Origin of the sequence: Pseudomonas sp. KK18, assembly GCF_037094675.1 — a bacterium.
GTDB lineage: Bacteria > Pseudomonadota > Gammaproteobacteria > Pseudomonadales > Pseudomonadaceae > Aquipseudomonas.
The window spans coordinates 585,146-610,998 of the sequence record NZ_CP146605.1 but is presented as its reverse complement, the minus strand read 5'-3'; the positions used below and the strand labels follow the sequence as shown (position 1 = coordinate 610,998).

The window sequence follows — 25,853 nt, the reverse complement described above, 5'->3', positions numbered from 1 at the left end:
GCGGGCCTCATCATTGTTTGGTCTGGCGCAGCAGCAAAGTGCCGCTGCGCTGGGTAAATTCAAGTTGTTTCAATGCACTCATGCCCAGCAATACCTGTTCATCGCCCAAACCCGGTACCACGATGGCGCGCACGTCCCGAAGGACGATATCGCCCAGTTGCAGACGGCCCAACTCGGTCCGAAAGCCCTGGGTTCGCCCGTTGGCCGTACTCACGCCAACCGGCATGCCGCGTTCAAGCCCGAGACGGTCGGCCAATTCAGCCGGAACCGCCACGTCGGTGGCCCCGGTGTCGAGCATGAACTGCACCGGCTTGCCGTTGATCTGGCCAGTGGCGACAAAATGCCCTTGGCCGTTGCCCAGCAGTTTTACTTCGATATAACCCTCGTGCTGCTCCGAGGTCACCACGGCATTGGGGTTTTCCTGTCGCGCTTCCCACTGCCCAAAAAATCGTGTCGCCAAAAACAGGCCGGCGCCCCACGCGACGAACATCAACACACGCCCGGCGCGCTTGCCGGGTGGTTGCGCACTCATGGCTTGGCGCTCCAGCCACCCGCAGGGGCGGCGAAACGATAGACCACCGGCCGCTTTTCGCCATCGGCGCGGGCGCCGAAGTTGTTGTCCAGGCCGATCCACGCGCCATCGGCCTCCACCACCAACGCTTCGGCCAGGCCGTAGGGCTGGTTGTATTGGCGTTGCGGCGCCAGCATTTCATCGGCGTAGGACCAGCATTGTTCGGCCTTCGCCGTCACGGGATCACGACGGCACAACTGAAACTGGCTGCTTTCGAGGGTGAACAGCTTGCCCTCGAACAGCGCGACGTCAGAGAAATTGCGCGAAACCGCCTTGGCCTTGGGCATCTGTGCCGGCTGCATCTCGGTGCCCGCCTCGCTCAACAACACACAAGGACCGTCGCAATCCCAGAGCGATTGCGGACGCTTGATCGAAATCAACCCGCGCCGCTCGCGTTCAGCCGCCAGCCAGATTTGATTGCCCTCAGGGTTCACCGCCAGGCCTTCAAACAACGCATTGAAGTGCAGCAGCATGCCATTGGCCCGAGCCTCACGCACCATGCCCGGGGCGATCTTCAACCACTCCGGCGCACCGCTCACCGGCACTTGCAGCACCGCCGCATGGGCTTCGCTGACGATGTAACGGTTGCCCGCCGCATCGCAGCTGATGCCTTCAAAATCCAGGTCACCACCGCGAATCAACGACGCCGCCTTGGTGCGCGAGCGCAAGCCAAAGGGCAAGCCGGACTCCGGCACCGGCGGCACGTCGATCTTCACCGTTTCGGCCTGCCAGGTATCGGCACTGATATCGAGACGGTAGATCTGATCGTCGTCGCGGTCGGACACCGTCCACAACTCCTTGCCGCACATGGCCAGGCCCGACAGGTTACCGCCGCGCATGCCTTCCACCGGGTGTTCCGACAACAGCTTCAGCTCAGCCGCAGGCGCTGCGACCACCGAGGTGGCCGCCAACCCGCTCAACAACAGTATCGCCAGGGCGAAACCGCTGCGCATCAGCCCAGAACCTCGGCCAGGTTGCCCTTGGACTCCAGCCAGTTCTTGCGATCCGGCGCGCGTTTCTTCGCCAGCAACATGTCCATCATTTCCGAGGTGGCGGCGAAATCTTCCAGGGTCAACTGCACCAGGCGCCGAGTGTTCGGGTCCATGGTGGTTTCCCGCAGCTGCGGCGGGTTCATCTCACCCAGGCCCTTGAATCGGGTGACCTGCGGCTTGCCGCGTTTCTTCTCGGCCACCAGGCGGTCGAGAATGCCATCGCGCTCGGCTTCGTCCAGGGCGTAGAAAATCTCTTTGCCCAGGTCGATGCGGTACAGCGGCGGCATGGCGACATAGACGTGACCGGCATCCACCAATGGGCGGAAGTGCTGGACGAACAGTGCACAGAGCAAGGTCGCAATGTGCAAACCGTCGGAGTCGGCGTCGGCGAGGATGCAGATCTTGCCGTAGCGCAGCTGACTCATGTCCGCCGCGCCCGGGTCGACACCGATGGCCACGGCAATGTTGTGCACTTCCTGGCTGGCCAGCACTTCACTGCCATCGACTTCCCAGGTGTTGAGAATCTTGCCCCGCAGGGGCAGGATCGCCTGGAATTCCTTGTCCCGCGCTTGCTTGGCGGAACCGCCGGCAGAATCACCTTCCACCAGGAACAGCTCGGAACGCATCGGGTCTTGCCCGGCACAGTCCGCCAGCTTGCCAGGCAGTGCCGGGCCCTGGGTAATGCGCTTGCGTTCGACTTTCTTGCTGGCCTTCAGGCGACGGCCGGCGTTGTTGATCGCCAACTCCGCCAGGGCCAGGCCCAATTCAGGGTGTTCGTTGAGCCACAGGCTGAAGGCATCCTTGACCACCCCGGAGACGAACGCCGCTGCCTCACGGGACGACAGGCGCTCCTTGGTCTGGCCGGAGAATTGCGGCTCCTGCATTTTCATCGACAGGACGAACGCGATCCGCTCCCAGACGTCTTCCGGCGCCAGCTTCACGCCGCGCGGCAGCAGGCTGCGGTATTCGCAGAATTCGCGCATGGCATCCAGCAAGCCCTGGCGCAAACCGTTGACGTGGGTACCGCCCTGGGCCGTCGGGATCAGGTTGACGTAGCTTTCCTGGACGCTGTCGCCACCTTCCGGCAGCCACAACAAGGCCCAGTCCACGGCTTCTTTATTACCCGCCAGGCTGCCGCAGAACGGCTCGTTCGGCAGGCGCTCGAATTCGCTGACAGAGTCTTCCAGGTAGGACCGCAGGCCGTCTTCGTAATGCCACTCGACCTTTTCGCCGGTGCCTTTGTCTTCAAAGCTGACCAGCAGGCCCGGGCACAGCACAGCCTTGGCCTTGAGCACATGCTTGAGGCGGCTGATGGAGAATTTGGGTGAATCGAAGTATTTCGGGTCCGGCGCGAAGTACACGCTGGTGCCGGTATTGCGCTTGCCGACGGTGCCGATCACTTCCAGGTCGGTGGCCTTGTAGCCATCGGCGAAAGTCATCTGATACTCGTTGCCGTCGCGCTTGACCTTGACCCGTACGTGGTTCGACAGGGCGTTGACCACGGAAATACCCACACCGTGCAAGCCACCGGAGAACTGGTAGTTCTTGTTGGAGAACTTGCCGCCGGCGTGCAGCTTGGTGAGGATCAGCTCGACGCCCGACACACCCTCTTCCGGGTGAATGTCCACCGGCATGCCACGACCGTCGTCGGACACTTCCAGGGAATGGTCGGCGTGAAGGATGACTTGTACCGACTTGGCGTGCCCGGCCAAGGCTTCGTCGACGCTGTTGTCGATGACTTCCTGGGCAAGGTGGTTCGGCCGACTGGTGTCGGTGTACATGCCGGGGCGTTTGCGCACCGGGTCGAGGCCCGAGAGGACTTCGATGGCGTCGGCGTTATAAGAGCTAGCGCTGGGAGTGGCCATGGGGTCTCGTCGTGAGTCGTTCGATTAAAAAGTAACCTGCGGTTTCACAATGCGGTGAAATCGAAGGATTGGTACTGATCGGAGCCTATGCCGGCAAAACTCAACAGCGCCGGTAACTGTTGGGCGAAGCCCTGGTAACCGTGATCGCCACCGGCCTGGATGCGCAAGGCACAGGCCCGGTAATACTGCTGGGCGAGGCGATAATCCAGTGTTTCATCGCCGGTCTGCAACCACACCTGATAACGCTGGGCGTCCTGGGGCGCCGGCACTTCCAGCTCGGCCAGGGCCGCGACGTGGTCGTGAGTCAGCTCCCAGGTCTCATCGGTGTAGAGGTTCTTCTGGGTGCCCAGGTAACCGTCGAACATCCGATGAGGGCTGACTGCCGGGTTGACCAGCAAGGCGTTGAGGCCATGGCGTTCGGCAAGATGGGTTGCATAGTAGCCGCCGAGTGAGCTGCCTACCAGCAGTGGCCTTCCGAGGTCACGGATAGCCGCCTCCAACTGGGGGATCGCCTGGCGGGGGTGGTGATGCAGGGCCGGCACGCGCAGTTGGTCGGCCAGACCGAGGCTGTCCATCACGGTGATCAACTGGCTGGCCTTGTTGGAGGCTGGTGCGCTGTTGAAACCGTGGATATACAAGATCGATGCGGACATTCCGGGTCCTCTGTGGGTCTGCCAAAGAGGCGCAGTTTACAGGGAAATCTCAGTAGCCGTTGCTACCGTAATCCACCTGAAACGCGAAGCCCTGCACCCGCTCCACACCGGTTTCCAACCGCCCGTCGGCATGCAACCGCAGCCAGCGATACCCGGGTGCCTGCTCACTCACGCTGAAATCCTCACTCCCGGGAGCGAACTGAATACAGGTAGAAGGCGAAGCCAACAAACGCACCCCATTGCGCTCCCGGTCAATTTCCTGATGCACATGCCCCCAAAGCACCGCCCGCACCTGCGGAAACCGATCCAGCACCGCAAACAACGCCTCAGGATTGCGCAAACCGATGGGCTCCATCCAAGCGCACCCAATCGACACCGGATGATGGTGAAAACACACCAGATGATGCCGAGTCGGCGCCTCACTCAACGATTGCGCCAACAGTTGCAGTTGCTGGTCCTGCAAATACCCCGGCACCGAGCCCGGCACCGCCGAGTCCAGCAGGGTAATCCGCCAGTTACCCACATCCACCACCGGTTCCAGTAACGCACTGTTGATCGCCGCTTGCAGCATCACCTGCGGCTCATCGTGATTCCCCGGGATCCAGCGCGCCGGCGCCTGAATCTGCCGCGTCATGTCACGAAACGCCTGATACGACTCCAGCGTACCGTCCTGGGACAAATCCCCGGTGGCCAGCACCAGATCAATCTGCGGCTGCTGCACCAGCACCGTGTCGATCACCCGTTGCAGGCTCTCGCGGGTATTCATGCCCAGCAGGCCGCCGTCCGCCTCGGCAAACAGGTGACTGTCGGACAACTGCACCAGCAACGCCGAAGCGTCAGGGTTCAAGGCGGATACGCTCGGCAAGGCGTTCTCCCAGGGCGTGATCACAGGAATGGACATTTGAGGCGATTATGCTGGGGCAGGACACAAAGAGGAAACCCGTGAAGCGGACGCAGTTCACATCTATCGAACGACTTCGAACTCGTGGCCCAGGGCCAGGCAGTGACTCAACCATTCACCGAGGAACACATTGAGCTGTGCTTTCTCATCGGGTTGGTGCATGAACACGTTGGGGTAAGGATAGATGCTGCGAAAGCGTCGTGCATGTTCGGCGCTGATCACTTCGGCCATGCGTGCGTCGTGGTACACCTGCACTTCCAGCTGCGGCACCGGCAGCCACGGCAGGCTGTGCTCCTGACGCACCCGCAGGGTGGTGGTGTACGGGCAGTTCACGATCACTTCCAGGGTCAGCACGCCGAGCATCTGGTCGCCGTGAGTCACGGCAATGCGCCGCGCCTCGGGGGTGTGGCGCATGTCCGGCAGCAGCCGCATCAGCCGTGCATAGTTGGCCTCGCAGGCTGCTTGCAGCCCGATCAGGTCAACCCGATATCGCTCCCGTGCCTTTACTGCCATAACCCCCTCACTTCCGCGCGATTAAGCGCAAGCCATTGCAGGGCAATAATGCTCGCTGCGTTGGAAATTTTACCGTCACGTACCGCCTGCAGAGCGTCTTCAAAGACCCAGACGGTGACGCGGATATCTTCGGCTTCCTCTTCCAGTCCATGGACGCCACCGGCCCCGGCGCTTTCGCAACGACCCAGGAACAAGTGGACAAATTCGGTGCTGCCACCCGGCGACGGAAAGTACTTGGTGATCGGCCAGAGTGCGGAGAATGTAAGGCCAGCTTCCTCCTCGGCTTCGCGGTGTGCAACCTCCTCCGGTTGCTCATCCTTGTCGATCAGGCCAGCGACCATTTCGATCAGCCACGGGTTGTCGGTACGCCCCATGGCGCCGACGCGAAACTGCTCGATCAGCACCACTTCATCGCGCTGCGGGTCGTAGGGCAGTACACACACGGCGTCATGACGCACAAAGACTTCGCGATTGAGTTCACGGCTCATGCCGCCATCAAACTTCTCGTGCCGCAGTTTCAGCCGATCCAGTTTGTAGAAGCCCTTGTAGGCATTGTCGCGCTGAACAATCTCGACCTTGCTCGGCGTCGATTTCGCTGTGTCCGTCATATCAACCCTCGTTTATTGCCTTGCGGTGTCGAGGCGGCCTCGACATCGCGCCATCCTAACGCGCTCGTGCCCCTTGATGCAGCCCCTTTCCGGTTGCCGGGATAGACGGCGGGCGTCAAACTCACTCTAATCAGCTTAGTGGCGAACTGACTGCCTTGTCGGGAGTCGAAGCTCCACATTTTCACCTTTCCTCGATTTATGAAGGACACACATGTCGCTTTTAAAAATCGCCTCCGTGGCCTGTATCGCCTTGACCCTGGGTGCTTGCCAGAGCCTGTTCCAACCGGCCTATCTGAAGCCGCTGGACACCACCGCCGACGCCTCCGAGCAGATCAAACCCGGCTGCAGCAGTCCGGATTGCCCGCTGGTAAATATCGATACCGTGCACTTCCCGTCCGAGCCGCAACTGGACCAGATCATCGAACAGCGCCTGCTGCAGATGGCCCGCACTTCACCTGGCCAGGCCATGCCCGCCACCCTGAACGCCTACCGCGACAAGTTCTTGCGTGAGTCCCCGGACCGCAACAGCATGTACTTGCAGGCCAAGGTACGTGAGCAGCATGACGGACTGGTGATCATCGAAGTGTCCAGCTACCTGGACACCGGCACCGCCCACGGCGAGCCGGGCCGCGGCTTCATCAACTATTCACGCCTGCTGCACAAAGAGCTGAGCCTGACCGACATGCTGTTGCCGGGCCAGGAAGATGCATTCTGGAAGACCGCGAAAGTCGCCCACAACAACTGGCTGATCAACTCGCAGATGGACCGCGACCCGGAGTTCGTGAAGAACTGGCCGTTCCAGAAAACCCCGAATGTGGCGCTGACCAGCAATGGCGTGGTGCTCAAGTACAACGTGACCACCATCGCGCCGTACGCATTGGGGCTGATCGAAATGACCATCCCCTATGCGCGCCTCACCGGCGTGATCAAGCCTGAGCTGGTGCCCGCACGCCACTGAAGGCCCGGCCCAGGATGAAGTGCAACAGCCCTGCCAGCACCAGCGCCGGCAGGGTCGCACCGACATCCGGGTACAGATTCGCCAACAGGTGATAGGTGCTGATCCCTCCAAGCCACGCCAGCAGTGCCGGCCAGCGCAGGTTGGCGGCAACACCATGGCCACGACGGCGCAGGATGAAGTGATCCACCAGCACCACGCCGAACAGCGGCGCGAACACCGAGCCGATCAGCAGCAGGAAGTTCTGGTACTGCGCCAACGGTGCAAAGCAGGCGATCAGCGTGCAGATAACGCCAATGGCCAATGCCAGGTGCTCGACTTTCAAGCGCAACAGAATCCCGCTGGACACCGCCGCCGAGTGAATATCGGCGAACGCGTTTTCTGATTCATCCAACAGGATCAGCAGCAGAGGAATCCCCAGGCCGGCTCCGGCCAATGCCAGCAGCAACGCATTCACTTCACCGCTCGGCGCAAACGCCAGGGTGTAGGCCACGCCAAGGCTCATCAGCCAGAAGTTACCGATGAAGAAACCCAGTGCCGTGCCGCCGAACACGTTTTTCGCGCGTTTGCCGAAACGTGAGTAGTCGGCAATCAGTGGCAGCCAGGACAGCGGCATGGCAATCGCGATATCGAAGCCAACGGCAAACGGCATCGAACCGTCACCAGCCTGGGCCCAGAGTGCGGCCAGGTCGGCTTTGGCGAACAGGTTCCAGGTCAGCCAAAGGCAGGCGGCCAGCAGCAGCCAGATGCCCCACTTGCGCAGGATCTGCCGCACAAAAGTCAGCGGACCGCTGACGGCAAGCAAGGTCGCGAGGGCGCCGAATACCAGGGTCCAGAACAATGGGCTGGTCAGCAGGCTGCCTTCGCTGAACGCGCGGGCGCCCAACAGGCTGGCGGCGTCGCGCATCACGATGATTTCGAATGAGCCCCAGCCGATCAGCTGCAGCAGGTTCAGCAGCGCCGGCAGGCTTGCGCCCTTGGTGCCGAGGCTGAGTTTCAGGGCGGCCATGGATGACAGGCCGGTATCGCTGCCGATCACGCCGACGGCGGCCAGCAACAGCACGCCGACCAAAGTGCCGAGGAAAATTGCCAGTAAGGAACCGGAGAGGCCCAGGCCCGGCGCCAACAGTGCACCGGTTTGCAGGACCATCAGGCCGATGCCCAGGGAGAACCACAAGGAGAAGAGATCGCGGGCGCCGAAGACGCGTTTGTCCAAGGGGACTGCGATGTCTGGGGAATAGGTGCTGGGTTGAATGCTCAAGGGTGCTATCTCAGAGGGACATGATCGTTCCCACGCTCTGCGTGGGAATGCCGCTTTGGACGCTCTGCGTCCGCTTTTGTGACGCGGAGCGTCACGGGATGCATTCCCACGCGGAGCGTGGGAACGATCATCGGGTTCAGACCTTTTTGTACAGCTGACTACCTTCCTGCTTGAACCGCTCCGCCTGCTCCGCCAGTCCCTTGGCCACGTCCACATCCACCGCTTCAATGCGCTGGTTGGCCGCGTACTCACGCACTTCCTGGGTGATCTTCATCGAGCAGAATTTCGGCCCGCACATCGAGCAGAAATGCGCGACCTTGGCCGAGTCCTTCGGCAAGGTTTCATCGTGGTAAGAACGCGCCGTGTCCGGGTCCAGGCCCAGGTTGAACTGGTCCTCCCAACGGAATTCAAAGCGCGCCTTGCTCAACGCGTTGTCACGAATCTGCGCCCCCGGATGCCCCTTGGCCAAGTCCGCCGCATGGGCCGCGATCTTGTAGGTGATGATCCCGGTCTTCACATCGTCCTTGTTCGGCAGGCCCAAATGCTCCTTCGGCGTGACGTAGCAGAGCATCGCGCAACCGAACCAGCCGATCATCGCCGCCCCGATGCCCGAAGTGATGTGGTCATAACCCGGGGCGATGTCGGTGGTCAGCGGACCGAGGGTGTAGAACGGCGCTTCGTCGCAGCACTCCAGCTGCTTGTCCATGTTCTCCTTGATCAACTGCATCGGCACGTGGCCGGGGCCTTCGATCATGGTTTGCACGTCGTGCTTCCAGGCAATCTTGGTCAACTCGCCGAGGGTTTCCAGCTCGCCGAATTGCGCGGCGTCGTTGGCGTCGGCAATCGAGCCCGGGCGCAGGCCGTCTCCCAGGGAGAAGCTGACGTCGTAGGCCTTCATGATTTCGCAGATTTCGTCGAAATGGGTGTAGGTGAAGTTCTCTTTGTGGTGCGCCAGGCACCACTTGGCCATGATCGAACCACCACGGGACACGATGCCGGTGACGCGCTTGGCGGTCAGCGGTACATAGCGCAGCAATACGCCGGCGTGGATGGTGAAGTAGTCGACGCCCTGCTCGGCCTGTTCGATCAGGGTGTCGCGGAACAGCTCCCAGGTCAGGTCTTCAGCGGCGCCGCCGACTTTTTCCAGGGCCTGGTAGATCGGCACGGTACCGATCGGCACCGGCGAGTTGCGGATGATCCACTCGCGGGTTTCATGGATGTGCTTGCCGGTGGACAGGTCCATCACCGTGTCCGAACCCCAGCGAATGCCCCACGTCAGTTTCGCCACCTCTTCTTCGATGGACGAACCCAGGGCGCTGTTGCCGATGTTGCCGTTGATCTTCACCAGGAAGTTACGGCCGATGATCATCGGTTCCAGTTCGGTGTGGTTGATGTTGGCCGGGATGATCGCGCGGCCACGGGCGATTTCTTCGCGCACAAATTCCGGGGTGATGATTTTCGGCACGCTGGCACCGAAGCTGTGGCCGGCGTGTTGCTGGTCCAGCAGGCCGGCGGCGCGGGCCTCTTCCAGCTTCATGTTTTCGCGGATGGCGACGTATTCCATCTCGGCGGTGATGATGCCTTTGCGGGCGTAGTGCATCTGGGTGACGTTGGCCCCGGCCTTGGCACGGCGCGGGTTTTTCACGTGGGCAAAACGCAGCGCGGTCAGCTCGGCATCGCTCAGGCGCTGCTGACCGAAGTGCGAGCTCAAGCCCGACAGGCGCTCAGTGTCGCCGCGGGATTCGATCCACGGCGAGCGCACATCGCCCAGGCCTTTGCGCACGTCGATGATCACGTTCGGGTCGGTGTAGGGGCCTGAGGTGTCGTAGACCACTACGGGCGCATTGATTTCGCCGCCGAAGTCGGTGGGGGTCACGTCGAGACTGACTTCACGCATCGGCACGCGGATATCCGGACGGGTGCCCTGGACGTAGATTTTTTGCGAGCGGGTAAACGGCTGCACGGAACCGGAGTCGACCTTGGCCGATTCACTCAAGTGCACGGTGTTTTTTGATTTTTGGCTTTTTAATTCGATGCTCATCACGGGCTCTCCAACTATCCAGGCGGTGGATTTTTGTCGGAGTGAACCTGTGACGGATGGACGCACTGTGACAGTGCTGTGCTTGGCGCACGGGCTGTTCGATTGTCGAACAACATCCCGGACGAAGCACAAGAGGACTCGCCGGGTGACGAGAAATCTTGTTCCCTACGCAGGCGCTAACCTGATCAGGTTCAACGGGATCCGGTATTTACCGATCTCAGCCTTCCAACAAGGCACCCCGACAAGAACGCGGCCAGTCTAGACCATGGAGCAGGCAAATTGCCAACGGCGGTGCATTCATCGTGATGAATGGCGTAATTACAGGATTGTTGTGCCGTGATAGCGCCACTACACTCGGTGACTGCCTGAGGTCTTGACGCCAGGAATGGGCCGCCTTAGCCTTGGGCTCCAAATTATCGCTGTAATATTTATTCTAGGGATCGCCTCATGCTGCGCAAACTTTCACTGGCTCTTGCCGTGTCTTGTGCGACCAACGGACTGGTCTGGGCAGCTGAAGCGCCCCTGACGACCAAAACCGACCTGGTCAGCGTCTACCAGGAAGCGGTGGACAACAACGCCGACCTGGCCGCCGCCCGCGCCCAATACGGCGCGCAGAAAGAAGTGGTGCCCCAGGCCCGCGCCGGGTTGCTGCCGAACCTGTCGGCCGGTGCCGACATCAACAATGTGCGCACCCAGCTGGACCAGCCCGCCGCCACGGTCAACCGCGACGCCCATTCCTGGCGCGCGACCTTGAGCCAGCCGCTGTTCCGCGCTGATCGCTGGTTCCAGCTGCAAGCCGCTGAAGCTGTCAACGAGCAGGCCGCGCTGCAACTCTCGGCCACCGAACAGAACCTGATCCTGCAAAGCGCCGAAAACTACTTCGCCGTGCTGCGGGCCCAGGACAACCTGGCGTCCACCAAGGCCGAAGAAGCCGCGTTCAAACGCCAACTGGACCAGTCCAACGAACGCTTTGACGTCGGCCTGTCGGACAAGACCGACGTGCTGCAATCCCAGGCCAGCTACGACACCGCACGGGCCAATCGCATCCTGGCCCAGCGCCAGGTGGACGACGCCTTCGAAGCGCTGATCACCCTGACCAACCGCCAGTACAACTCGATCCAGGGCATCGTCCACACGCTGCCGGTGCTGCCACCGGCGCCGAACGACGCCAAGGCCTGGGTCGAAACCGCCGGCCGCCAGAACCTGAACCTGCTGGCCAGCAACTACGCGGTCACCGCCGCCGAAGAAACCCTCAAGCAACGCAAGGCCGGCCACGCACCGACCCTGGATGCCGTGGCGCAATATGAAAAAGGTGACAACGACGCCCTGGGCTTCAGCAACCCGAGCGCCTTTGGCCAGCCGTATCACGGTGACGTGTCGCAACGCACCGTAGGCTTGCAGTTGAGCATCCCGCTATACAGCGGCGGCCTGACCAGCTCGCAAGTGCGCGAATCCTATTCCCGCCTGGGCCAGACCGAGCAGCAACGCGAGGGCCTGCGTCGCCAGGTGGTGGAAAACACCCGCAACCTGCACCGCGCGGTGAACACCGATGTGGAGCAGGTACAGGCGCGCCGCCAGTCGATCATCTCCAACCAAAGCGCGGTGGAAGCCACGGAAATCGGTTACCAGGTGGGCACGCGCAATATCGTCGATGTGCTGGACGCCCAGCGCCAGCTGTACACCTCGGTGCGCAACTACAACAACAGCCGCTACGACTACATCCTCGACAACCTGCGCTTGAAGCAGGCGGCGGGCACGTTGAACCCGGGGGACTTGCAGGATCTGGCGCGTTACCTGAAGGCCGACTACAACCCGGACAAGGACTTCCTGCCGCCGGACCTGGCCAAGGCCGCCGCGGCGCAGCTGAAGGCTAACCCGGGTTACTAAGACTGCCCGTTAACCCAATGTGGGAGCGGGCTTGCTCGCGAAAGCGGTGTATCAGTCGACTTATTCGCTGACTGACACTGCGCATTCGCGAGCAAGCCCGCTCCCACATTTGATTTGTGTTGTTAGACGTTAAGCAGTCTGCCCAATCCGTCCAGCAAACGCTTCAATGCCCCCTGATTGGCGCGCATCACCGCCAGCCCCGCCTGCCCCATCTTCTGCGCGTCCTGCGGCAGCTCGAACAAACGCTGCACCGCCACCGCCAAACCCTCGGCATCGTCCACTTCCTGCAACGCGCCGGCGTCGCGCATCATTGCGCTGATTTCCAGGAAGTTGAACACGTGGGGCCCGCAGATCACCGGCTTGGCCAAGGCCGCCGGCTCCAACGGGTTATGCCCGCCCGTGGCAACCAGGCTACCGCCGACAAAAGCGCTGTCGGCCAGGGCATACAGAAACAGCAACTCGCCCATGGTGTCGCCCAGCAACACCGAGGTTTGCGCCGTCACCGCCTCGCCGCTGGAGCGACGCACCGTGGCGAAACCCTGCTGCTGGCACAGCTCGAACATCGGGTTGAAGCGCTCCTGATGGCGCGGCACCAGGATCAGCAACGCATTGGGATAACTGGCAAGCAACTGGCGATGGGCGGCGAGCACCACTTCGTCTTCGCCTTCGTGGGTGCTGGCGGCGATCCACACCGGGCGTTCACTGGCGTGCCACTGTTCACGCAACGCGGCGGCGAGCGCCAGCAGTTGCGGGTCGATGGCCAGGTCGAACTTGATCGAGCCGGTGACTTCGACAGTCTCGGGCCGTGCACCCAGGCTGCGAAAACGCTCGGCCTCGGTTTCGGTCTGGACGGCGAACAGGCTCATTTCCGCCAGCATCGGCGCGGTCAGCCTGGCGAAACGCCCGTAGCCCTTGGCCGAGCGAGCCGACAGCCGCGCGTTGGCCAATGCCACGGGAATCCCGCGTTTGGCGCACTGGTGAATATGGTTGGGCCACAGTTCGGTCTCCATGATCACCGCCAGTTTCGGCTGCACGCGATCGAGAAAACGCTTGGCCGCACAGGGCAAATCGTACGGCAGGTAGCAGTGCTGGATGCGCGGCTCGTTGGCGAACAACGCCTGGATGCGCTCGGAACCGGTGGGCGTCATGCAGGTGACGGTGATCGGCAGCTGTGGATAACGTTCCAGCAGCCCGCGAATCATCGGCGCAGCGGCGATGCTTTCGCCCACCGACACCGCATGCACCCAGATCCCGCCGGGTTGCATCACCGGCAAGCCCCAGGAGAAGCGTTCTCCCACGCGCTTCGCGTAAGCCGGCGCTTTGCGGGCCCGCAGCCACAGACGTAAAGCCACCAACGGCAGCGCCAGGTAAAACAGACAGCTGTAGAGAGTTCTATTCATGGCGGCGGAGTTTATCGGCTTTTTCAGTCGATCGCCTGCAAGCACTCGGCAAAACGTTCGGCGAGGAAACGCGCGGCCGGGCCGAGGGGCTCGTCGCGGCGCCAGACCAGCTCCACCACCAGCGCCGGCGGGGTCCATTCGCTGTTCAGTTCGACCATCTGGTTCTGATAGGCCGGATACTGCACCACATGCCGCGGCAACCAGGCCCAACCCAGGCCGCGCGCAAGCCATTCGGCCAGCACGTAGAAACTGTCAGCCCGCCACACTTGCGGGCTGGCGGCCTCGCTGCCGGGATACACACTGGTCTGGGTCGCCATCAGCAATTGGCGAAACTGCGCCAGGCGCTGGCAATCCACGAACTGTTCCTTAGCCATGGGATGCCCGATACCGCACACGGTCACCATCTCCACACTGCCCAGCACGCGGCGCTCCAACGCTTCGGGGATCTGATCGTGATAGAACAGCAGGCCCAGATCCGCCTTGCGCTCCACCAGCTTGCGCGCGACATCGCCTTGGGCGGCGCTGGACAACTGCACTTCCAGGCTGGGAAATTTTCCCGCCAGCGCTTCGAGGCTATCGAGCACCGGCTGATAGAGCATGGCTTCATCCTGGGCCAGGCGCAGGCGCGCCTCCTCACCGCGCATCAATGACAAGGCACGGCCATTCAGGCGCTCGCACTGGCGCAAGACTTCCCGCGCCTCCTCGAGCAGTGCCGTGCCCGCCTCGGTCAAACGGGGCTGGCGGCCGCTGCTGCGGTCAAACAGGGATACGCCCAGGTCCGCCTCCAACAGGGCAATCCCATTGCTGACCGCCGATTGCGCCCGACGCTGGTCCCGCGCCACCGCCGAAAATGAACGCTGCTCGGCGACGCTGACAAACAGGCGCATTTGCTCAAGACTCCACTGCACGCTCATGGCTCAACCCATCTTCAATTCAAATAGGTAATGACTTTACCGCATCTGACAAGTCTCTAAAATGCCAACCTTATCAAGCGACCCTGTACCGAGGATTTACCCCATGAACGCCGCCTACTATTACCTGGCCATTGCCATCTGCTCGGAAGTGATCGCCACCGTTTCCATGAAAGCGATCAAGGGTTTCAGCACGCCAATCCCGTTGTTGCTGGTGATCGTCGGCTACGGCGTGGCCTTCTGGATGCTCACGCTGGTGGTGCGCACCGTGCCGGTGGGTGTCGCGTATGCAGTGTGGGCCGGGATGGGCATCGTGATGGTCAGCATCGCCGCGCTGTTTATCTACGGGCAGAAACTGGATATCCCGGCGATGCTGGGCATGGGCCTGATTGTGCTGGGCGTGGTGGTGATTCAGTTGTTCTCGAAAACGGCCGGGCACTGAGCGTTCACGTGAGATTCAATTGAGGCCGAAACTCGCAGCCTCGTTCCACTCGACAGCTCCCGCGGTGCGTCTGTCATCCGGGAGCGTTGGGGCGAAGATTCACTTCATGAGCCTGTATACTGCGCAGCCTGTCTTGAACACTGAGGTCGCTGCATGCCATCCGTTATTTCCACCGACGTTCTGATTGTCGGCGCCGGGGTTGCCGGCCTCTGGCTCAATGCGCGCCTGCGACGCCAGGGCTTTTCCACGGTATTGGTGGAAAGCGCCACCCTCGGTGGCGGGCAAAGCGTGAAGTCCCAGGGGATCATCCACGGCGGCGCCAAATATGCACTGCACGGCGCCCTGACCGGTGCCTCCGAAGCCATCGCCGACATGCCCCGCCGCTGGCGCGAAGCCCTGGCGGGCAACGGTGAACTGGATCTCTCCGGTGTGCGCCTGCTGTCCGAAGCCCACTATTTGTGGTCGCCGGGCACCATCGCCGGCAACCTCACCAGTTTCTTCGCGAGCAAGGCCGTGCGTGGCCGCGTGGATCAAGTGAAGGGCGATGACCTGCCACCGGCCCTGCAAGATCGCCGCTTCAAGGGCAAGGTCTATCGCCTGGCCGAACTGGTGATCGACGTCCCAAGCCTTATCGAACGCCTGGCGCAATTGGCCGGCGACGGTTTGCTCGCGGGCAAACAGATCGAACCCTTGCTGGAACAAGGCACACTGGTCGGCCTGAAGGTCGATGGCCGTGAGATCCGCGCCCAGCGTATCGTCATCAGCGCCGGCGGCGGCACCGCTGACCTGCTCGGCGCCCTGGGCCTGAGCCAGCCCGCCATGCAACGCCGACCGCTGCACATGATCATCGCCAAGGGCCCCGGCCTGAAGCCGCTGTACGCCCACTGCCTGGGGGGCGGCACCAAGCCGCGCATCACCGTGACCACGCATCCCGCCGCCGACGGCAATTGGGTGTGGTACCTGGGCGGCGATATCGCCGAAGCCGAAGGTGTGGCACGTACCCCGGAGCAACAGATCGCCACCGCCCAAAAAGAGCTGGGGCAGTTGCTGCCCTGGATCGACATGAGCCAGACCCAATGGGCCACCTTGCGCGTCGACCGCGCCGAACCATTGCAGTCAGGCCTGACCCGCCCGGACAACGCGTTCCTCGCCGAACAGGATCGCCTGTTGGTGGGCTGGCCGACCAAGCTGGCATTGGCACCGGATTTCGCCGATCGAGTGATCAACGCACTGGAACGTGACGGCATCAAGCCCGGAACTACCGAAAAACTGCCCGAGCTGCCGAAACCCGCCATCGCCCAACCTGCCTGGGAGCAACTGCTGCCATGACCCTGCCGACTCTGCACGACCTCCACCGCCCGCTGGGCAGCACCGGCCTGCTGGTCTCGCCGCTGGGCCTGGGCACCGTCAAGCTGGGCCGCGACCAAGGGGTGAAATACCCCAGTGGCTTCCAGATTCCCGATGACGATGCGGCGCGGATGCTGTTACGCCAGGCCCGGCAATTGGGCATCAACCTGATCGACACTGCGCCCGCCTATGGCCGCAGCGAAGAACGCCTGGGCCCGCTGTTGCGCGGCCAGCGCCAGGAATGGGTAATTGTCAGCAAGGTGGGCGAAGAATTTGCCGAAGGCGTATCCCATCACGACTTCAGCGCAGCCCACACCCGGCTTTCGGTGGAGCGCAGCCTGAAACGACTGGAAACGGATTTTATCGATCTGGTGCTGGTGCACTCCGACGGCAACGACCTGCATATCCTCAATGATTGCGAGGTTTACCAGACCCTGGAAGACCTCAAGCGCGAGGGCAAGATCCGTGGTTTCGGCTTCTCCGGCAAAACCGTCGAGGGCGGTGTAAAGGCTCTGGAACAAGGTGATTGCGCCATGGTCACCTACAATTTGAACGAACAGGCCGAGAAAGCCGTCATTGATTATGCCGCCGCACACGGCAAGGGCATCCTGGTGAAAAAGGCACTAGCCAGTGGCCATGTCTGCCTGGAATCCGGAGTGGATCCAATTCACGCCAGTTTCATGCTGTTGTTTGCGCAAACTGGCGTTGCCAGTGCTATTGTCGGGACCATTAATCCGCTGCACCTCGCCCACAACGTGGCGACCGCTGCCAAGGTCATTCGCCAACTCTGATGCCGCCGACGCGGCCGACCCCGACGCAAGAAGGAGCCGACATGCCGCGAACGCTCATAAGAAAGAACCCCAGCAACTTCAAGACACTGCCGCTGCACGTCGAAGCAACCCCCGAAGGCTTGAGCTACCAGAGCGTCGGCATGCCGCTCAACTTCGCCCAGACCCTGCAACGGCGCAAGCCGGTGGAGGTGAAAGACACCGAGCGTTTCGTGCTGGAGCTGGCCAACCTTGGGGTCTCGGTGCGCCTGACGCTGCACTGGCAGAACCGCGATTACTGGGTGCTGGTGCGCCAGCGCCGACAAGACCGTGGCGACGTCGTGCTCAAGCTGATCTCCGGCTATGTGCCGGCCCACGAACTGAACCTGCCACTGCACACCGCCATCCAGGAAATCGCCGAGGAATGCCTGCTGGAAACCCCGGAAGGCTGGCTGGGCGGGCGCTTCAATGACACCTGGCTGCCGGCGCCCTACTCGTCAGCCCTGCACTACCGCGAAGCGTTGCCGTTTCGTCTCTCACCGCTGTCCGGGGCCGCGCGCCCGGTGCGCTGCGCCACCATGCAATTGATTGAACGGCCACGCGCCTACGTGCACCTGCCCACGGCTTCGCTGCAGTTGATTTATGACTTGCGCCTGGAAGTGCCCAAGGAGGCGAAGTCCCTGAGCCTGTTTCATGTGGACGAGCGCCTGGAGGGCGACCAATTGGTGGCCCGCCTGGACCGCCAGCGCCCGGACCTGTACCTGATGCCGCTGAAGGACGGGCAGCCGTGTGCGGAGCTGTATACCTTGAAGAAGGATCAGCTGTATCCGGCGAGTACGCGAGGGTTGTATCTGGCTGAAAGCTTTGCCCAGCAGGAAGGCTGGATCGTGCGGGATGAGCGGATCCGCTGGAAGGACTGGCTGCGCCAGCAGGGGCTGAGTGCACCCGAGAAAGAGTCGAAGCTGAAGCGCTTGACGGGTAAGGCGCGGCAGATCTTGCGCAAGATCGTGCCGAAGAAAAAAGCCAACCGGTAACCGGACGTCAGGTCGCGGCAGTCAAATGTGGGAGCGGGCTTGCTCGCGAAGGCGGTGTATCAGTCACTGCATCAGCCAGCTGACCCACCGCTTTCGCGAGCAAGCCCGCTCCCACACAAGCCCGCTCCCACCATCAGTTATTGCGGATCTTCTCGACAATCGCCGTGGTCGAGCTGTTTTCCACCAACCCCAGCACTTTGACCTTGCCACCGTAGGCACTGACGATATCGGCACCCACCACCTGGTCGACGGAATAATCACCGCCCTTGACCAGCACGTCCGGCTTGACCTGGGCCAGCAGGTTTTCCGGGGTCGCCTCGGCAAAGCTGATCACCCAGTCCACCGCACCCAAACCTGCCAGCACCGCCATGCGACGGTCGACACTGTTGATCGGCCGGCCTGGCCCCTTGAGGCGGCTGACCGACGCATCATCGTTGACTGCCACGATCAAGCGATCGCCCTGGGCCCGCGCCTGCTCCAGGTAGGTCACGTGACCGGCGTGGAGGATGTCGAAGCAACCGTTGGTGAAGACAATGCTCTCGTTATGGGCACGGGCATCGTCAATCGCCAGCAACAGTTGCTCAAGGCTCAACACGCCGCGCTCCGAGCCTTCGGATCGCTGGATGGCGCGGCGCAGCTCAGGTGCACTGATGGCCGCCGTACCGAGCTTGCCGACCACGATACCTGCTGCCAGGTTGGCCAGGGCCACCGCATGGGGAAGTTCCTCGCCCGCCGCAATTGCCGCGGCCAGGGTGGAAATCACGGTATCACCGGCACCGGTCACGTCGAACACTTCACGGGCCCGCGCCGGCAGGTGCATGGCCGGGTGATCAGGACGCAGCAAGGTCATGCCGTGTTCGCCACGGGTCACCAGCAAGGCACCCAGGTCGAGGTCGGCCATGAGTTGGGCGCCCTTGGTCACCAGCTCGTGCTCATCGACACAACCGCCGACGATGGTTTCAAATTCGCTGAGGTTCGGCGTGATCAGGCTGGCGCCCCGATAAATCGAGAAGTCCTTGCCCTTGGGATCTGCCAGCACCGGAATGCCCCGGGCCTTGGCGGCCTGGATCAGTACCTGATGGTTTTTCAAGGCGCCTTTCCCGTAGTCGGACAGCACCAGCACCTTGATGCCTTCGAGCATCTCGTCGACCTGGGCGCTGAGCACCAGGGCGTCGGTGGCGAAGGGTTCTTCAAAATCGATACGCAGCAATTGCTGGTGCCGGCTCATCACCCGCAGCTTGACGATGGTCGGCTGGTGGGGAATGCGCTGGAACAGCGCACGCACACCCGCACCCTTCAGGCTGTTGGCCAGGCTGTCGGCAGCCTCGTCGTCGCCGGTCACACCCACGAGGGACGCCGGGGCGCCGAGGGCGGCAATATTGAGGGCAACGTTGGCAGCGCCACCTGGACGGTCTTCGATTTGCTCGACCTTGACTACCGGTACCGGTGCCTCAGGGGAAATCCGTGAGGTACCGCCATGCCAGTAACGGTCGAGCATGACATCGCCGACCACCAAGACAGGGGCTTGATCGAATCGCGGCATGGACAACTTCATGGAGCAACCCACATACAAAATGAACAGGGGCGCGATATTACCACAGGGTTGTCAAAGGCTTGTGCAATGTAGGAGCCGGCTTGCCGGCGATGCGGCCACCGCGGTTTTTCAGTGCAACCGCGGTGGCCATCGCCGACAAGCCGGCTCCTGCAGATCAGGTGATGTCGGCCGGGATCGGCGCGTCCAGGCCCATGGCATGCAGCCGGGCGTAGTAACCGTTTTGCGCCAGCAATTCGCCGTGGGTACCGCGCTCGACTATCCGGCCATCGTCCATCACCAGGATCAGGTCGGCTTTCTCGATGGTCGACAGGCGGTGAGCGATCACCAGGGTCGTGCGGCCTTGCATGACCTTGTCCAGGGCGGCCTGGATATGGCGCTCCGATTCGGTGTCCAGCGCCGAGGTGGCCTCGTCGAGGATCAGCAATGGCGCGTTCTTGAGCAAGGCCCGGGCGATTGCCAGGCGCTGGCGCTGGCCGCCGGACAGCAGCACGCCGTTTTCGCCGACCTGGGTGTCGAAGCCCTTGGGCAACTGGTCGATGAAGTCCTTGGCATAGGCATCGGCCGCTGCCGCCTCGACATCGGCCCGCGGTGCGCCGGCCAGGTCACCGTAGGCGATGTTGTTGGTCACCGTGTCGCTGAACAGGGTCACGTGCTGGGTCACCTGGGCGATGTGCCGACGCAGGTTGAGCAGGCGATAGTCTTCGATTTCCACGCCGTCGAGCAGGATCTCACCGCTCTCATGGTGGTAGAAACGCGGGATCAGGCTGGCCAGTGTCGACTTGCCGCTACCCGAACGCCCCACCAGGGCAACCATCTGCCCGGGCTCTGCGGTAAAAGTGATGTCCTTGAGCACATGACGCTCGGTGCCCGGGTAGGTGAAGTTCAGGTTGCGCACTTCCAGGCGGCCGCTGACCTTGTCGCGCTCGATGGTGCCGCGATCGATTTCCACGTCTTCGTCCAACTGCTCGAAAATACTTTCGGCACCGGCCACGCCTTTCTGGATGGTCGAGCTGACTTCGGACAGCTGGCGGATTGGCTTGGGCAACAGGCCGGCCAACGTGATGTAGGCCACCATGTCACCCGCCGACGCATCACCGCGAAGGTACAGGACCAGGAACATCAACACTGCCATGGCGCTGTAGATCACCAGTTGCAGCGCCGGCGTATAGATCGCGCCGGTGCGGGTCATGCGCAGTTGCTTGTTGGTGTTGCTCAGGCTCGCCTTGAGGAAGCGCTTCTGCTCATACACCTCACCGCCGAAGCTGCGCACCACGCGGTAGCCCTGGATGGTTTCCGAGGCAACGTGGGTGACGTCACCCATCGCAACCTGGATCTTCTTGCTCTGCTTGCGGAATTTCTTGCTTGCGGTGCTGACCATCACGGCAATCAACGGCAGGATGGCGATCATCACCAGGGTCAGCCGCCAGTTCATGAACAGCAGCGAGGCGAACAGGAAGATCACCGTCATGCCTTCGCGAATCACCACCTTGATGGCATCGGTCGCAGCACCGGTGACCATGGTCACGTTGAAGGTGATGCGGGAGATCAGGTGCCCGGAGTTGTGATTGTCGAAATAGCGGTTCGGCAGGGTCAGCAGGTTGTTGAACAACTGCACCCGCAGGTCGTGGACCAGGCCCAGGGAAACCTTGGCCAGCAGGTAGTTGCCCAGGAACGAACCGAGGCCCTGCCACGCGGCGATCAGGATGATCAGCAACGGCACGGCCTGCAGCAGTTGCAGGTCACGCAGGAAAGGCACCGTGGGGAACAACACCGCTTCAGGGTTGGACAGGCCATCGACAAAGTACTTGAGGATGTAGCCCAGCATCGGCTGGGTCGAAGCGAAAATCAGAAAGCCGACGATACTCAGCGCGAACAAGCCGGCATAGGGCTTAACGTAGCTGAGCAGGCGGAAGTATATTTTCAAGCTCGAAGGGCTTGCGCTCGGACTGGAGTCGGTCATATCACGCGGCGGTTTTGAAAAAGGAGGCTGACTTTAGCACAGCTTCTCTGTTGTACTTGCACGCGGCACAACCGCGGCCCCGTTGGATCCAACGGGCGACATTGTATAGCCACTACTTTAGTATGGTTGGCTTTCTTTATACTGGAACGGCTTTTCTGTATGCAATCCAAGCGCCTTACCTATGGCTCAAACCGCGTTTTCGACTTCCTCTGTCTGTGGATTCTGCCCATCGGCTTGTTGCTGCTCCTGAGTGCGCTGTTCTTCGTTACCAATCGAAATGTGCTGCACAGGTTTTACTACCTTCTATTCGCCGCGCCGACACTGTTGCTGCTGTGCCTGCGCCCGACGGAATTCAAGCAGGTATTGCGCGAGCCCCTGGCGATTGCCTTCCTGGTTTTCTCGGGCTGGGCGCTCACCAGCCTGCTCTGGAGCCCTGAGGCTACGACAGACTCCGACCTGTTCAAGCGGCCACCGAATACCTTCACGTTGTTTGCCGGTTTCGGACTGTTGCTGCATTACCGCAACGAACTGTTCAAGCCGATCTTCTTCTGCGCCGCGCTGATTGCGCTTGTATCGAGCGCCTGCAGCCTGGTGGCTTTTGCTCCCCATATCTCGGATGGCACGCGAATGATCGGCGGGCGTGGGGCACTTGATAATCCGCTGCTGAGCTCTCACGTATTCGGATTCTTCTGCGTTTACTGGCTGTACGTGTGCATGACTACCAAGCGTGCTCACGTACTCTGGTTCAGCGTTCCGGCACTGGCAATCATGGCCGCGGCGGTGCTGGCCACCGGCTCGAGAACACCGATGGTTGCACTGGTCCTCGCCGTGCTCTGGATGAGTTTCATCAGTCGCAATCGGCGCTCGGCCCTGCTGATCGCCTGTATGGCGCTGGGCGCTGCGGCGCTGTTGCTGTTCTATCCCGAAATGATCACCAATCGTGGCAGCTCGTTCCGGTTCGAACTCTGGAGCATGTCGCTCGCGCGTATCGCCGAACACCCCTGGATCGGCCACAGCTACGACTCAGAGTTGTACCTGACGATTGCCGACGGCTATCAACTGCGCGAACCCCACAGCTTTGCCCTCGGCGTGCTGTATTACGTCGGCATCATCGGCTTCATCCCGTGGGCCTTCATGCTCGGCTGGGGCCTGTACAAAAGCCTCAAGGAACGTGCACAGCCATTGTTCATCCTGGCCTCCTCCTTGCTGGCCTATGGCATCGGTGCCGGCCTGACCGAAGGCGGCGGCATTCTCTCGCGGCCAAAAGAACACTGGTTCCTGCTGTGGATCCCGCTGGCACTGATCGCCGGCCTGAGCATCGCCCAGCGTCGCCGCAGCCTGCTGCGCATGCCGGTTCAACGCCTGAAATCGCAAGACTTCGAACAGCTGTGCGCCAACGCCCACGTGATCGAAGCCGATGGCCTGGGGCCCAAGGTCCTGCGCCTGGAGGATGGCAGCTTCCTCAAGCTGTTCCGCCCTCGTCGCTGGTACACCTCAGGCAGCTTCAATCCCTATTCAGAGCGCTTTGCCAGCAACAGCGAGCAACTGCGTGCATTGGGGATTCCATCACCGGTCATCCTCAATCTCTATCAGTTAAAGGATGCGAGCAGCGCCGTACGTTATCAGCCGCTGCCCGGCCTGACCCTGCGCCAGGCCCTGCAAAGCCTGGACAGCAGCCTGCGGGAATCGCTGATCGAACGTTTCGGCCGGTTCATGGCCCAGCTCCACGAGCGCGGCGTGTACTTCCGCTCCCTGCACCTGGGCAACGTACTTTTGATGGATGATGGCGAGTTCGGCCTGATTGACGTGGCAGACATGCGCATCTACCCATCGCCGCTGCGTAACGCCCTGCGCCAGCGCAACCTGCGGCACATGCAGCGTTATCCCCAGGACCGCAACTGGTTGTTCGAAACCCACTTTGAACAACTCGCCGCTGGCTACGCTTCGGCTGCATCGCCAAGCGCCACGGCGAAGATCCGTGACCAGGTGTCCAGGCTCAATCGTCCGGTTGCGCAGGTAGCGAACCCGGCCAAGTGATGGCTTGAAGCGCCGGGGTTGCAGGCCTCGGGCCATTGCGATGAACGCAATGGCCCGGCCGAAGCCCTATGAGCTGCGCTGCGGCGCCAGGTACAGCCGCACCAACCCACGCAAGGTCTTGCGACCCCAGAACTTCAACGGAATCTGCTTGAGGATCTCCCGCGCCAGTGGGCGGTCACGGTCGGCGGTCTTGAGGAACATCGAGTTCAGGAAGTTGTAGCGAACCTGATCGTAGGCGGGATGATCGCTGAACAACCCGTAGGTCTTGAGGATGTTCTGGATCATGTAGCGGTGATTCTTGTAGGTATTGGTCGCGTGCTGGCGATAGCGCGCCATCACCACGCTCAACACGTCGATGGTGTACCCGGCGTGGGTGATCTTCAATTCGATCAGCAAGTCTTCCAGCGGAATCAGCGGATCGAACCCTCCGACCTCTTCCAGCGCCTGCCGACGGATCATCAGCGTCGGTGCCGGCGGAAAGGGCTTGCGATCGAGGAACAGGTCATCGAAATCCAGGCTGCGAAACGGCAAGTCGCGGCGCTGCTTCTTCTCCGGGTATGGCTTGCCGTCCCCATCAATCAACTCGATATTGCCGGCGCAAATGCCCACCTTCGGCTTGCCTTCCATGTAGGCAACCTGGGTGGCGATGCGCTCGGGCAGCATGATGTCATCGGAGCCGAATGGCGCGATCAGGCTGCCTTTGGCGCGGGCGATGGCACCGTTCAGGGTATTGGTCAGGCCCTGGTTCTGCTGCACCTGGAAATCAAACCCGTGTTCGGCCTGCAAGCGCTGGATGCGCTCCACGCTGTCATCCCTGGAGCCATCGTCTACCACCAGCAACTCGATGTTGGGGTAGGTCTGGCCGAGCACACTGAGAATGCTCTGCTCGATGTACGGCCCGTGGTTGTAGGAGGCGATGATCACAGTGACCAGGGGTTGCTGCAGACTCATGCTTTACCTACTTCACGCAGACCGGTTTCGATCAGGTTCAAATACTTGTGCCGGAACTCGTCCAAGGTGTGGTTTTCTTCCAGGTAGCGGAACACTTGCTCACCCTTGGCACGCAGCTCTTCGTCGCTCAGCGCCAGGTAAGTGTCCAGTGCTGCCGCCAACTGCTCGACATTGCCCGGATCATGGGAGAGGCCGCCGGCACCTTGCACCAACGGCAGCATCGCCGGGCCATTGGAGGCGATGACCGGCAGATGGCCGCTCATGCCTTCCAGCAGCGCCAGGCCCAGGCCTTCGAACAACGACGGCATGGTCCAGATGTCGAAACCGCGCACATACTTCATGCCATCTTCGCGAAAGCCCAGCAGGTGCGCACGGCCGGTCAGGCCCAGGCGCTCGATATCGGCGCGCAGGTCAGCTTCGGCGCGGCCGGAGCCGATGATCCCCACCTGGGCCTCAGGGTATTTGTCCTTGAGGGTGGCGAACGCTTGCAACAAATGGGTGTGGCCCTTGATCGGCACCAGGCGGCCCAGGGCGCCAATCATCCGTGCATCCAGCGGCAGGCCCAGGGCCTCGCGCGCTTCATCCCGTGGCAACTGCAAGGCTTCGGCCTGGGGGATGTCGATGGCATTGGTGACAAAGGTGGTGTTTTCGCGGGTGAACCCGCAGTTGAGGTCCACCAGGTAATCCCTGACCGCTGCCGACACCCCGACGAATCGCCACGCCGGGCTGACCCACTTCTGCGTCTGGCGCCGGCGGTAGCCTCGGGCGTACTCGCCAAAACCGTGGGAAATGCCGATGCACAGGGGGATCTTCAACCAGCGGTTGAGCGACAGCATCATGTTCACCGACTTGAAGCGGTTACAGATGACCACGTCGAATTTCTGCTCGCGGCAATATTTGTAGATCTGCCACATCGCGCCGAAACGAATGCCCTTGAGGGACTTTTCCGGCAACTCGAAATAATGGGAGTGCTCAGCCACGCTCAGGGGCTGGCCGGGCAGCGGGCGGCCGCTGAGGAACCCGGATGTGACCTCGAAACGTTCAGCCGGCAAGGCCTTGACGATCTGCTCGCCGAGGTCGGCGAAGTCGTGGGTCTTGACGTTGTAGTCCGGCTGTAACTGCAAAACCTTGAAACGAGGTTTCATAACTCTCCATGCTGCAATCTGGCTGCGGGCGCGCAGCCCGGCGAAAAGGGGCGGCAG

22 protein-coding genes and 1 riboswitch are annotated in these 25,853 nt (G+C 61.8%); of the genes, 7 read left to right on the top strand and 15 right to left on the bottom strand.

What is annotated here, in order from left to right; genetic code table 11:
* Positions 1–10: 10 nt before the first annotated feature.
* The 7 genes from V6607_RS02675 to V6607_RS02645 all read right to left on the bottom strand — a co-directional run bounded on the left by V6607_RS02675 (position 11) and on the right by V6607_RS02645 (position 6,103).
* Positions 11–532 (bottom strand): TIGR02281 family clan AA aspartic protease, encoded by a 522-nt coding sequence (locus tag V6607_RS02675; protein ID WP_008439113.1) that lies wholly within the window; start codon positions 530–532, stop codon positions 11–13.
* Entirely contained in the window at positions 529–1,524 is a 996-nt protein-coding gene (locus V6607_RS02670; RefSeq protein WP_134325636.1) for an esterase-like activity of phytase family protein, read from the bottom strand. The genes V6607_RS02675 and V6607_RS02670 overlap by 4 nt, the downstream gene beginning before the upstream one ends.
* Complete coding sequence (gene parE / locus V6607_RS02665) at positions 1,524–3,428, bottom strand: DNA topoisomerase IV subunit B (protein ID WP_003209518.1); 1,905 nt, start codon at positions 3,426–3,428, stop codon at positions 1,524–1,526. The genes V6607_RS02670 and parE overlap by 1 nt, the downstream gene beginning before the upstream one ends.
* 44 nt (positions 3,429–3,472) lie before the next feature.
* The gene (locus V6607_RS02660) at positions 3,473–4,081 is read right to left on the bottom strand and encodes a YqiA/YcfP family alpha/beta fold hydrolase (RefSeq protein ID WP_003209516.1); all 609 of its coding nucleotides are present in this window, start codon (positions 4,079–4,081) and stop codon (positions 3,473–3,475) included.
* Between the two features lie 49 nt (positions 4,082–4,130).
* Positions 4,131–4,946, bottom strand: coding sequence for a 3',5'-cyclic-AMP phosphodiesterase (gene cpdA / locus V6607_RS02655; protein ID WP_087692532.1), 816 nt, complete (start codon positions 4,944–4,946; stop codon positions 4,131–4,133).
* A gap of 99 nt (positions 4,947–5,045) precedes the next feature.
* On the bottom strand, positions 5,046–5,495 hold the full coding sequence (locus V6607_RS02650; protein ID WP_003209507.1) for a DUF1249 domain-containing protein: 450 nt from the start codon (positions 5,493–5,495) through the stop codon (positions 5,046–5,048).
* Entirely contained in the window at positions 5,486–6,103 is a 618-nt protein-coding gene (locus tag V6607_RS02645; protein WP_134325635.1) for an NUDIX domain-containing protein, read from the bottom strand. The genes V6607_RS02650 and V6607_RS02645 overlap by 10 nt, the downstream gene beginning before the upstream one ends.
* Positions 6,104–6,314: 211 nt before the next feature.
* Between V6607_RS02645 and V6607_RS02640 the strand changes: the two genes are divergently transcribed.
* Complete coding sequence (locus V6607_RS02640; protein WP_087692488.1) at positions 6,315–7,061, top strand: RsiV family protein; 747 nt, start codon at positions 6,315–6,317, stop codon at positions 7,059–7,061.
* On the opposite strand, the gene cytX is transcribed toward V6607_RS02640, so the two are convergent.
* Together cytX and thiC are read right to left on the bottom strand one after the other, a co-directional pair.
* Entirely contained in the window at positions 7,030–8,319 is a 1,290-nt protein-coding gene (cytX, locus tag V6607_RS02635) for a putative hydroxymethylpyrimidine transporter CytX (RefSeq protein WP_087692489.1), read from the bottom strand. The two genes, V6607_RS02640 and cytX, sit on opposite strands and share 32 nt — an antisense overlap.
* Positions 8,320–8,455: 136 nt before the next feature.
* Positions 8,456–10,360, bottom strand: coding sequence for a phosphomethylpyrimidine synthase ThiC (gene thiC / locus V6607_RS02630; RefSeq protein WP_008439122.1), 1,905 nt, complete (start codon positions 10,358–10,360; stop codon positions 8,456–8,458).
* A 145-nt stretch (positions 10,361–10,505) separates the two neighbouring features.
* Positions 10,506–10,611: riboswitch (TPP riboswitch) on the bottom strand.
* A 196-nt stretch (positions 10,612–10,807) separates the two neighbouring features.
* Between thiC and V6607_RS02625 the strand changes: the two genes are divergently transcribed.
* Positions 10,808–12,247: a TolC family outer membrane protein gene (locus tag V6607_RS02625; protein ID WP_102604279.1), complete on the top strand. Its 1,440-nt coding sequence runs from the start codon at positions 10,808–10,810 to the stop codon at positions 12,245–12,247.
* Between the two features lie 122 nt (positions 12,248–12,369).
* Here the strand turns inward: V6607_RS02625 and waaA are convergent, their stop codons facing one another.
* Positions 12,370–13,647: a lipid IV(A) 3-deoxy-D-manno-octulosonic acid transferase gene (gene waaA / locus V6607_RS02620; protein WP_102367970.1), complete on the bottom strand. Its 1,278-nt coding sequence runs from the start codon at positions 13,645–13,647 to the stop codon at positions 12,370–12,372.
* Between the two features lie 23 nt (positions 13,648–13,670).
* Positions 13,671–14,561, bottom strand: coding sequence for a LysR family transcriptional regulator (locus V6607_RS02615; protein ID WP_008439125.1), 891 nt, complete (start codon positions 14,559–14,561; stop codon positions 13,671–13,673).
* A gap of 103 nt (positions 14,562–14,664) precedes the next feature.
* Here V6607_RS02615 and V6607_RS02610 point away from each other — a divergent pair, with 103 nt between their 5' ends.
* The 4 genes from V6607_RS02610 to V6607_RS02595 all read left to right on the top strand — a co-directional run bounded on the left by V6607_RS02610 (position 14,665) and on the right by V6607_RS02595 (position 18,148).
* The gene (locus V6607_RS02610) at positions 14,665–15,000 is read left to right on the top strand and encodes a multidrug efflux SMR transporter (RefSeq protein WP_003209492.1); all 336 of its coding nucleotides are present in this window, start codon (positions 14,665–14,667) and stop codon (positions 14,998–15,000) included.
* Positions 15,001–15,153: 153 nt separating this feature from the next.
* Complete coding sequence (locus V6607_RS02605) at positions 15,154–16,329, top strand: FAD-dependent oxidoreductase (protein WP_003209491.1); 1,176 nt, start codon at positions 15,154–15,156, stop codon at positions 16,327–16,329.
* Positions 16,326–17,138 (top strand): aldo/keto reductase, encoded by an 813-nt coding sequence (locus V6607_RS02600; protein WP_003209490.1) that lies wholly within the window; start codon positions 16,326–16,328, stop codon positions 17,136–17,138. The genes V6607_RS02605 and V6607_RS02600 overlap by 4 nt, the downstream gene beginning before the upstream one ends.
* A gap of 41 nt (positions 17,139–17,179) precedes the next feature.
* Positions 17,180–18,148: a hypothetical protein gene (locus V6607_RS02595; RefSeq protein WP_008439131.1), complete on the top strand. Its 969-nt coding sequence runs from the start codon at positions 17,180–17,182 to the stop codon at positions 18,146–18,148.
* Positions 18,149–18,281: 133 nt separating this feature from the next.
* Here V6607_RS02595 and hldE read toward each other — a convergent pair whose 3' ends face one another.
* Both hldE and msbA read right to left on the bottom strand, forming a co-directional pair.
* Positions 18,282–19,703 carry a bifunctional D-glycero-beta-D-manno-heptose-7-phosphate kinase/D-glycero-beta-D-manno-heptose 1-phosphate adenylyltransferase HldE gene (gene hldE / locus V6607_RS02590; RefSeq protein WP_003209486.1) on the bottom strand — a complete coding sequence of 474 codons (1,422 nt, stop codon included), beginning with the start codon at positions 19,701–19,703 and terminating at the stop codon, positions 18,282–18,284.
* A gap of 154 nt (positions 19,704–19,857) precedes the next feature.
* Positions 19,858–21,663, bottom strand: coding sequence for a lipid A export permease/ATP-binding protein MsbA (gene msbA, locus V6607_RS02585; RefSeq protein WP_003209481.1), 1,806 nt, complete (start codon positions 21,661–21,663; stop codon positions 19,858–19,860).
* Positions 21,664–21,822: 159 nt separating this feature from the next.
* Between msbA and V6607_RS02580 the strand changes: the two genes are divergently transcribed.
* Positions 21,823–23,700: a bifunctional O-antigen ligase/aminoglycoside phosphotransferase family protein gene (locus tag V6607_RS02580; protein ID WP_134325633.1), complete on the top strand. Its 1,878-nt coding sequence runs from the start codon at positions 21,823–21,825 to the stop codon at positions 23,698–23,700.
* A 66-nt stretch (positions 23,701–23,766) separates the two neighbouring features.
* Here V6607_RS02580 and V6607_RS02575 read toward each other — a convergent pair whose 3' ends face one another.
* Together V6607_RS02575 and V6607_RS02570 are read right to left on the bottom strand one after the other, a co-directional pair.
* The gene (locus V6607_RS02575; protein ID WP_003209477.1) at positions 23,767–24,651 is read right to left on the bottom strand and encodes a glycosyltransferase; all 885 of its coding nucleotides are present in this window, start codon (positions 24,649–24,651) and stop codon (positions 23,767–23,769) included.
* The gene (locus tag V6607_RS02570; protein WP_134325632.1) at positions 24,648–25,796 is read right to left on the bottom strand and encodes a glycosyltransferase family 4 protein; all 1,149 of its coding nucleotides are present in this window, start codon (positions 25,794–25,796) and stop codon (positions 24,648–24,650) included. The genes V6607_RS02575 and V6607_RS02570 overlap by 4 nt, the downstream gene beginning before the upstream one ends.
* Positions 25,797–25,853: the final 57 nt, after the last annotated feature.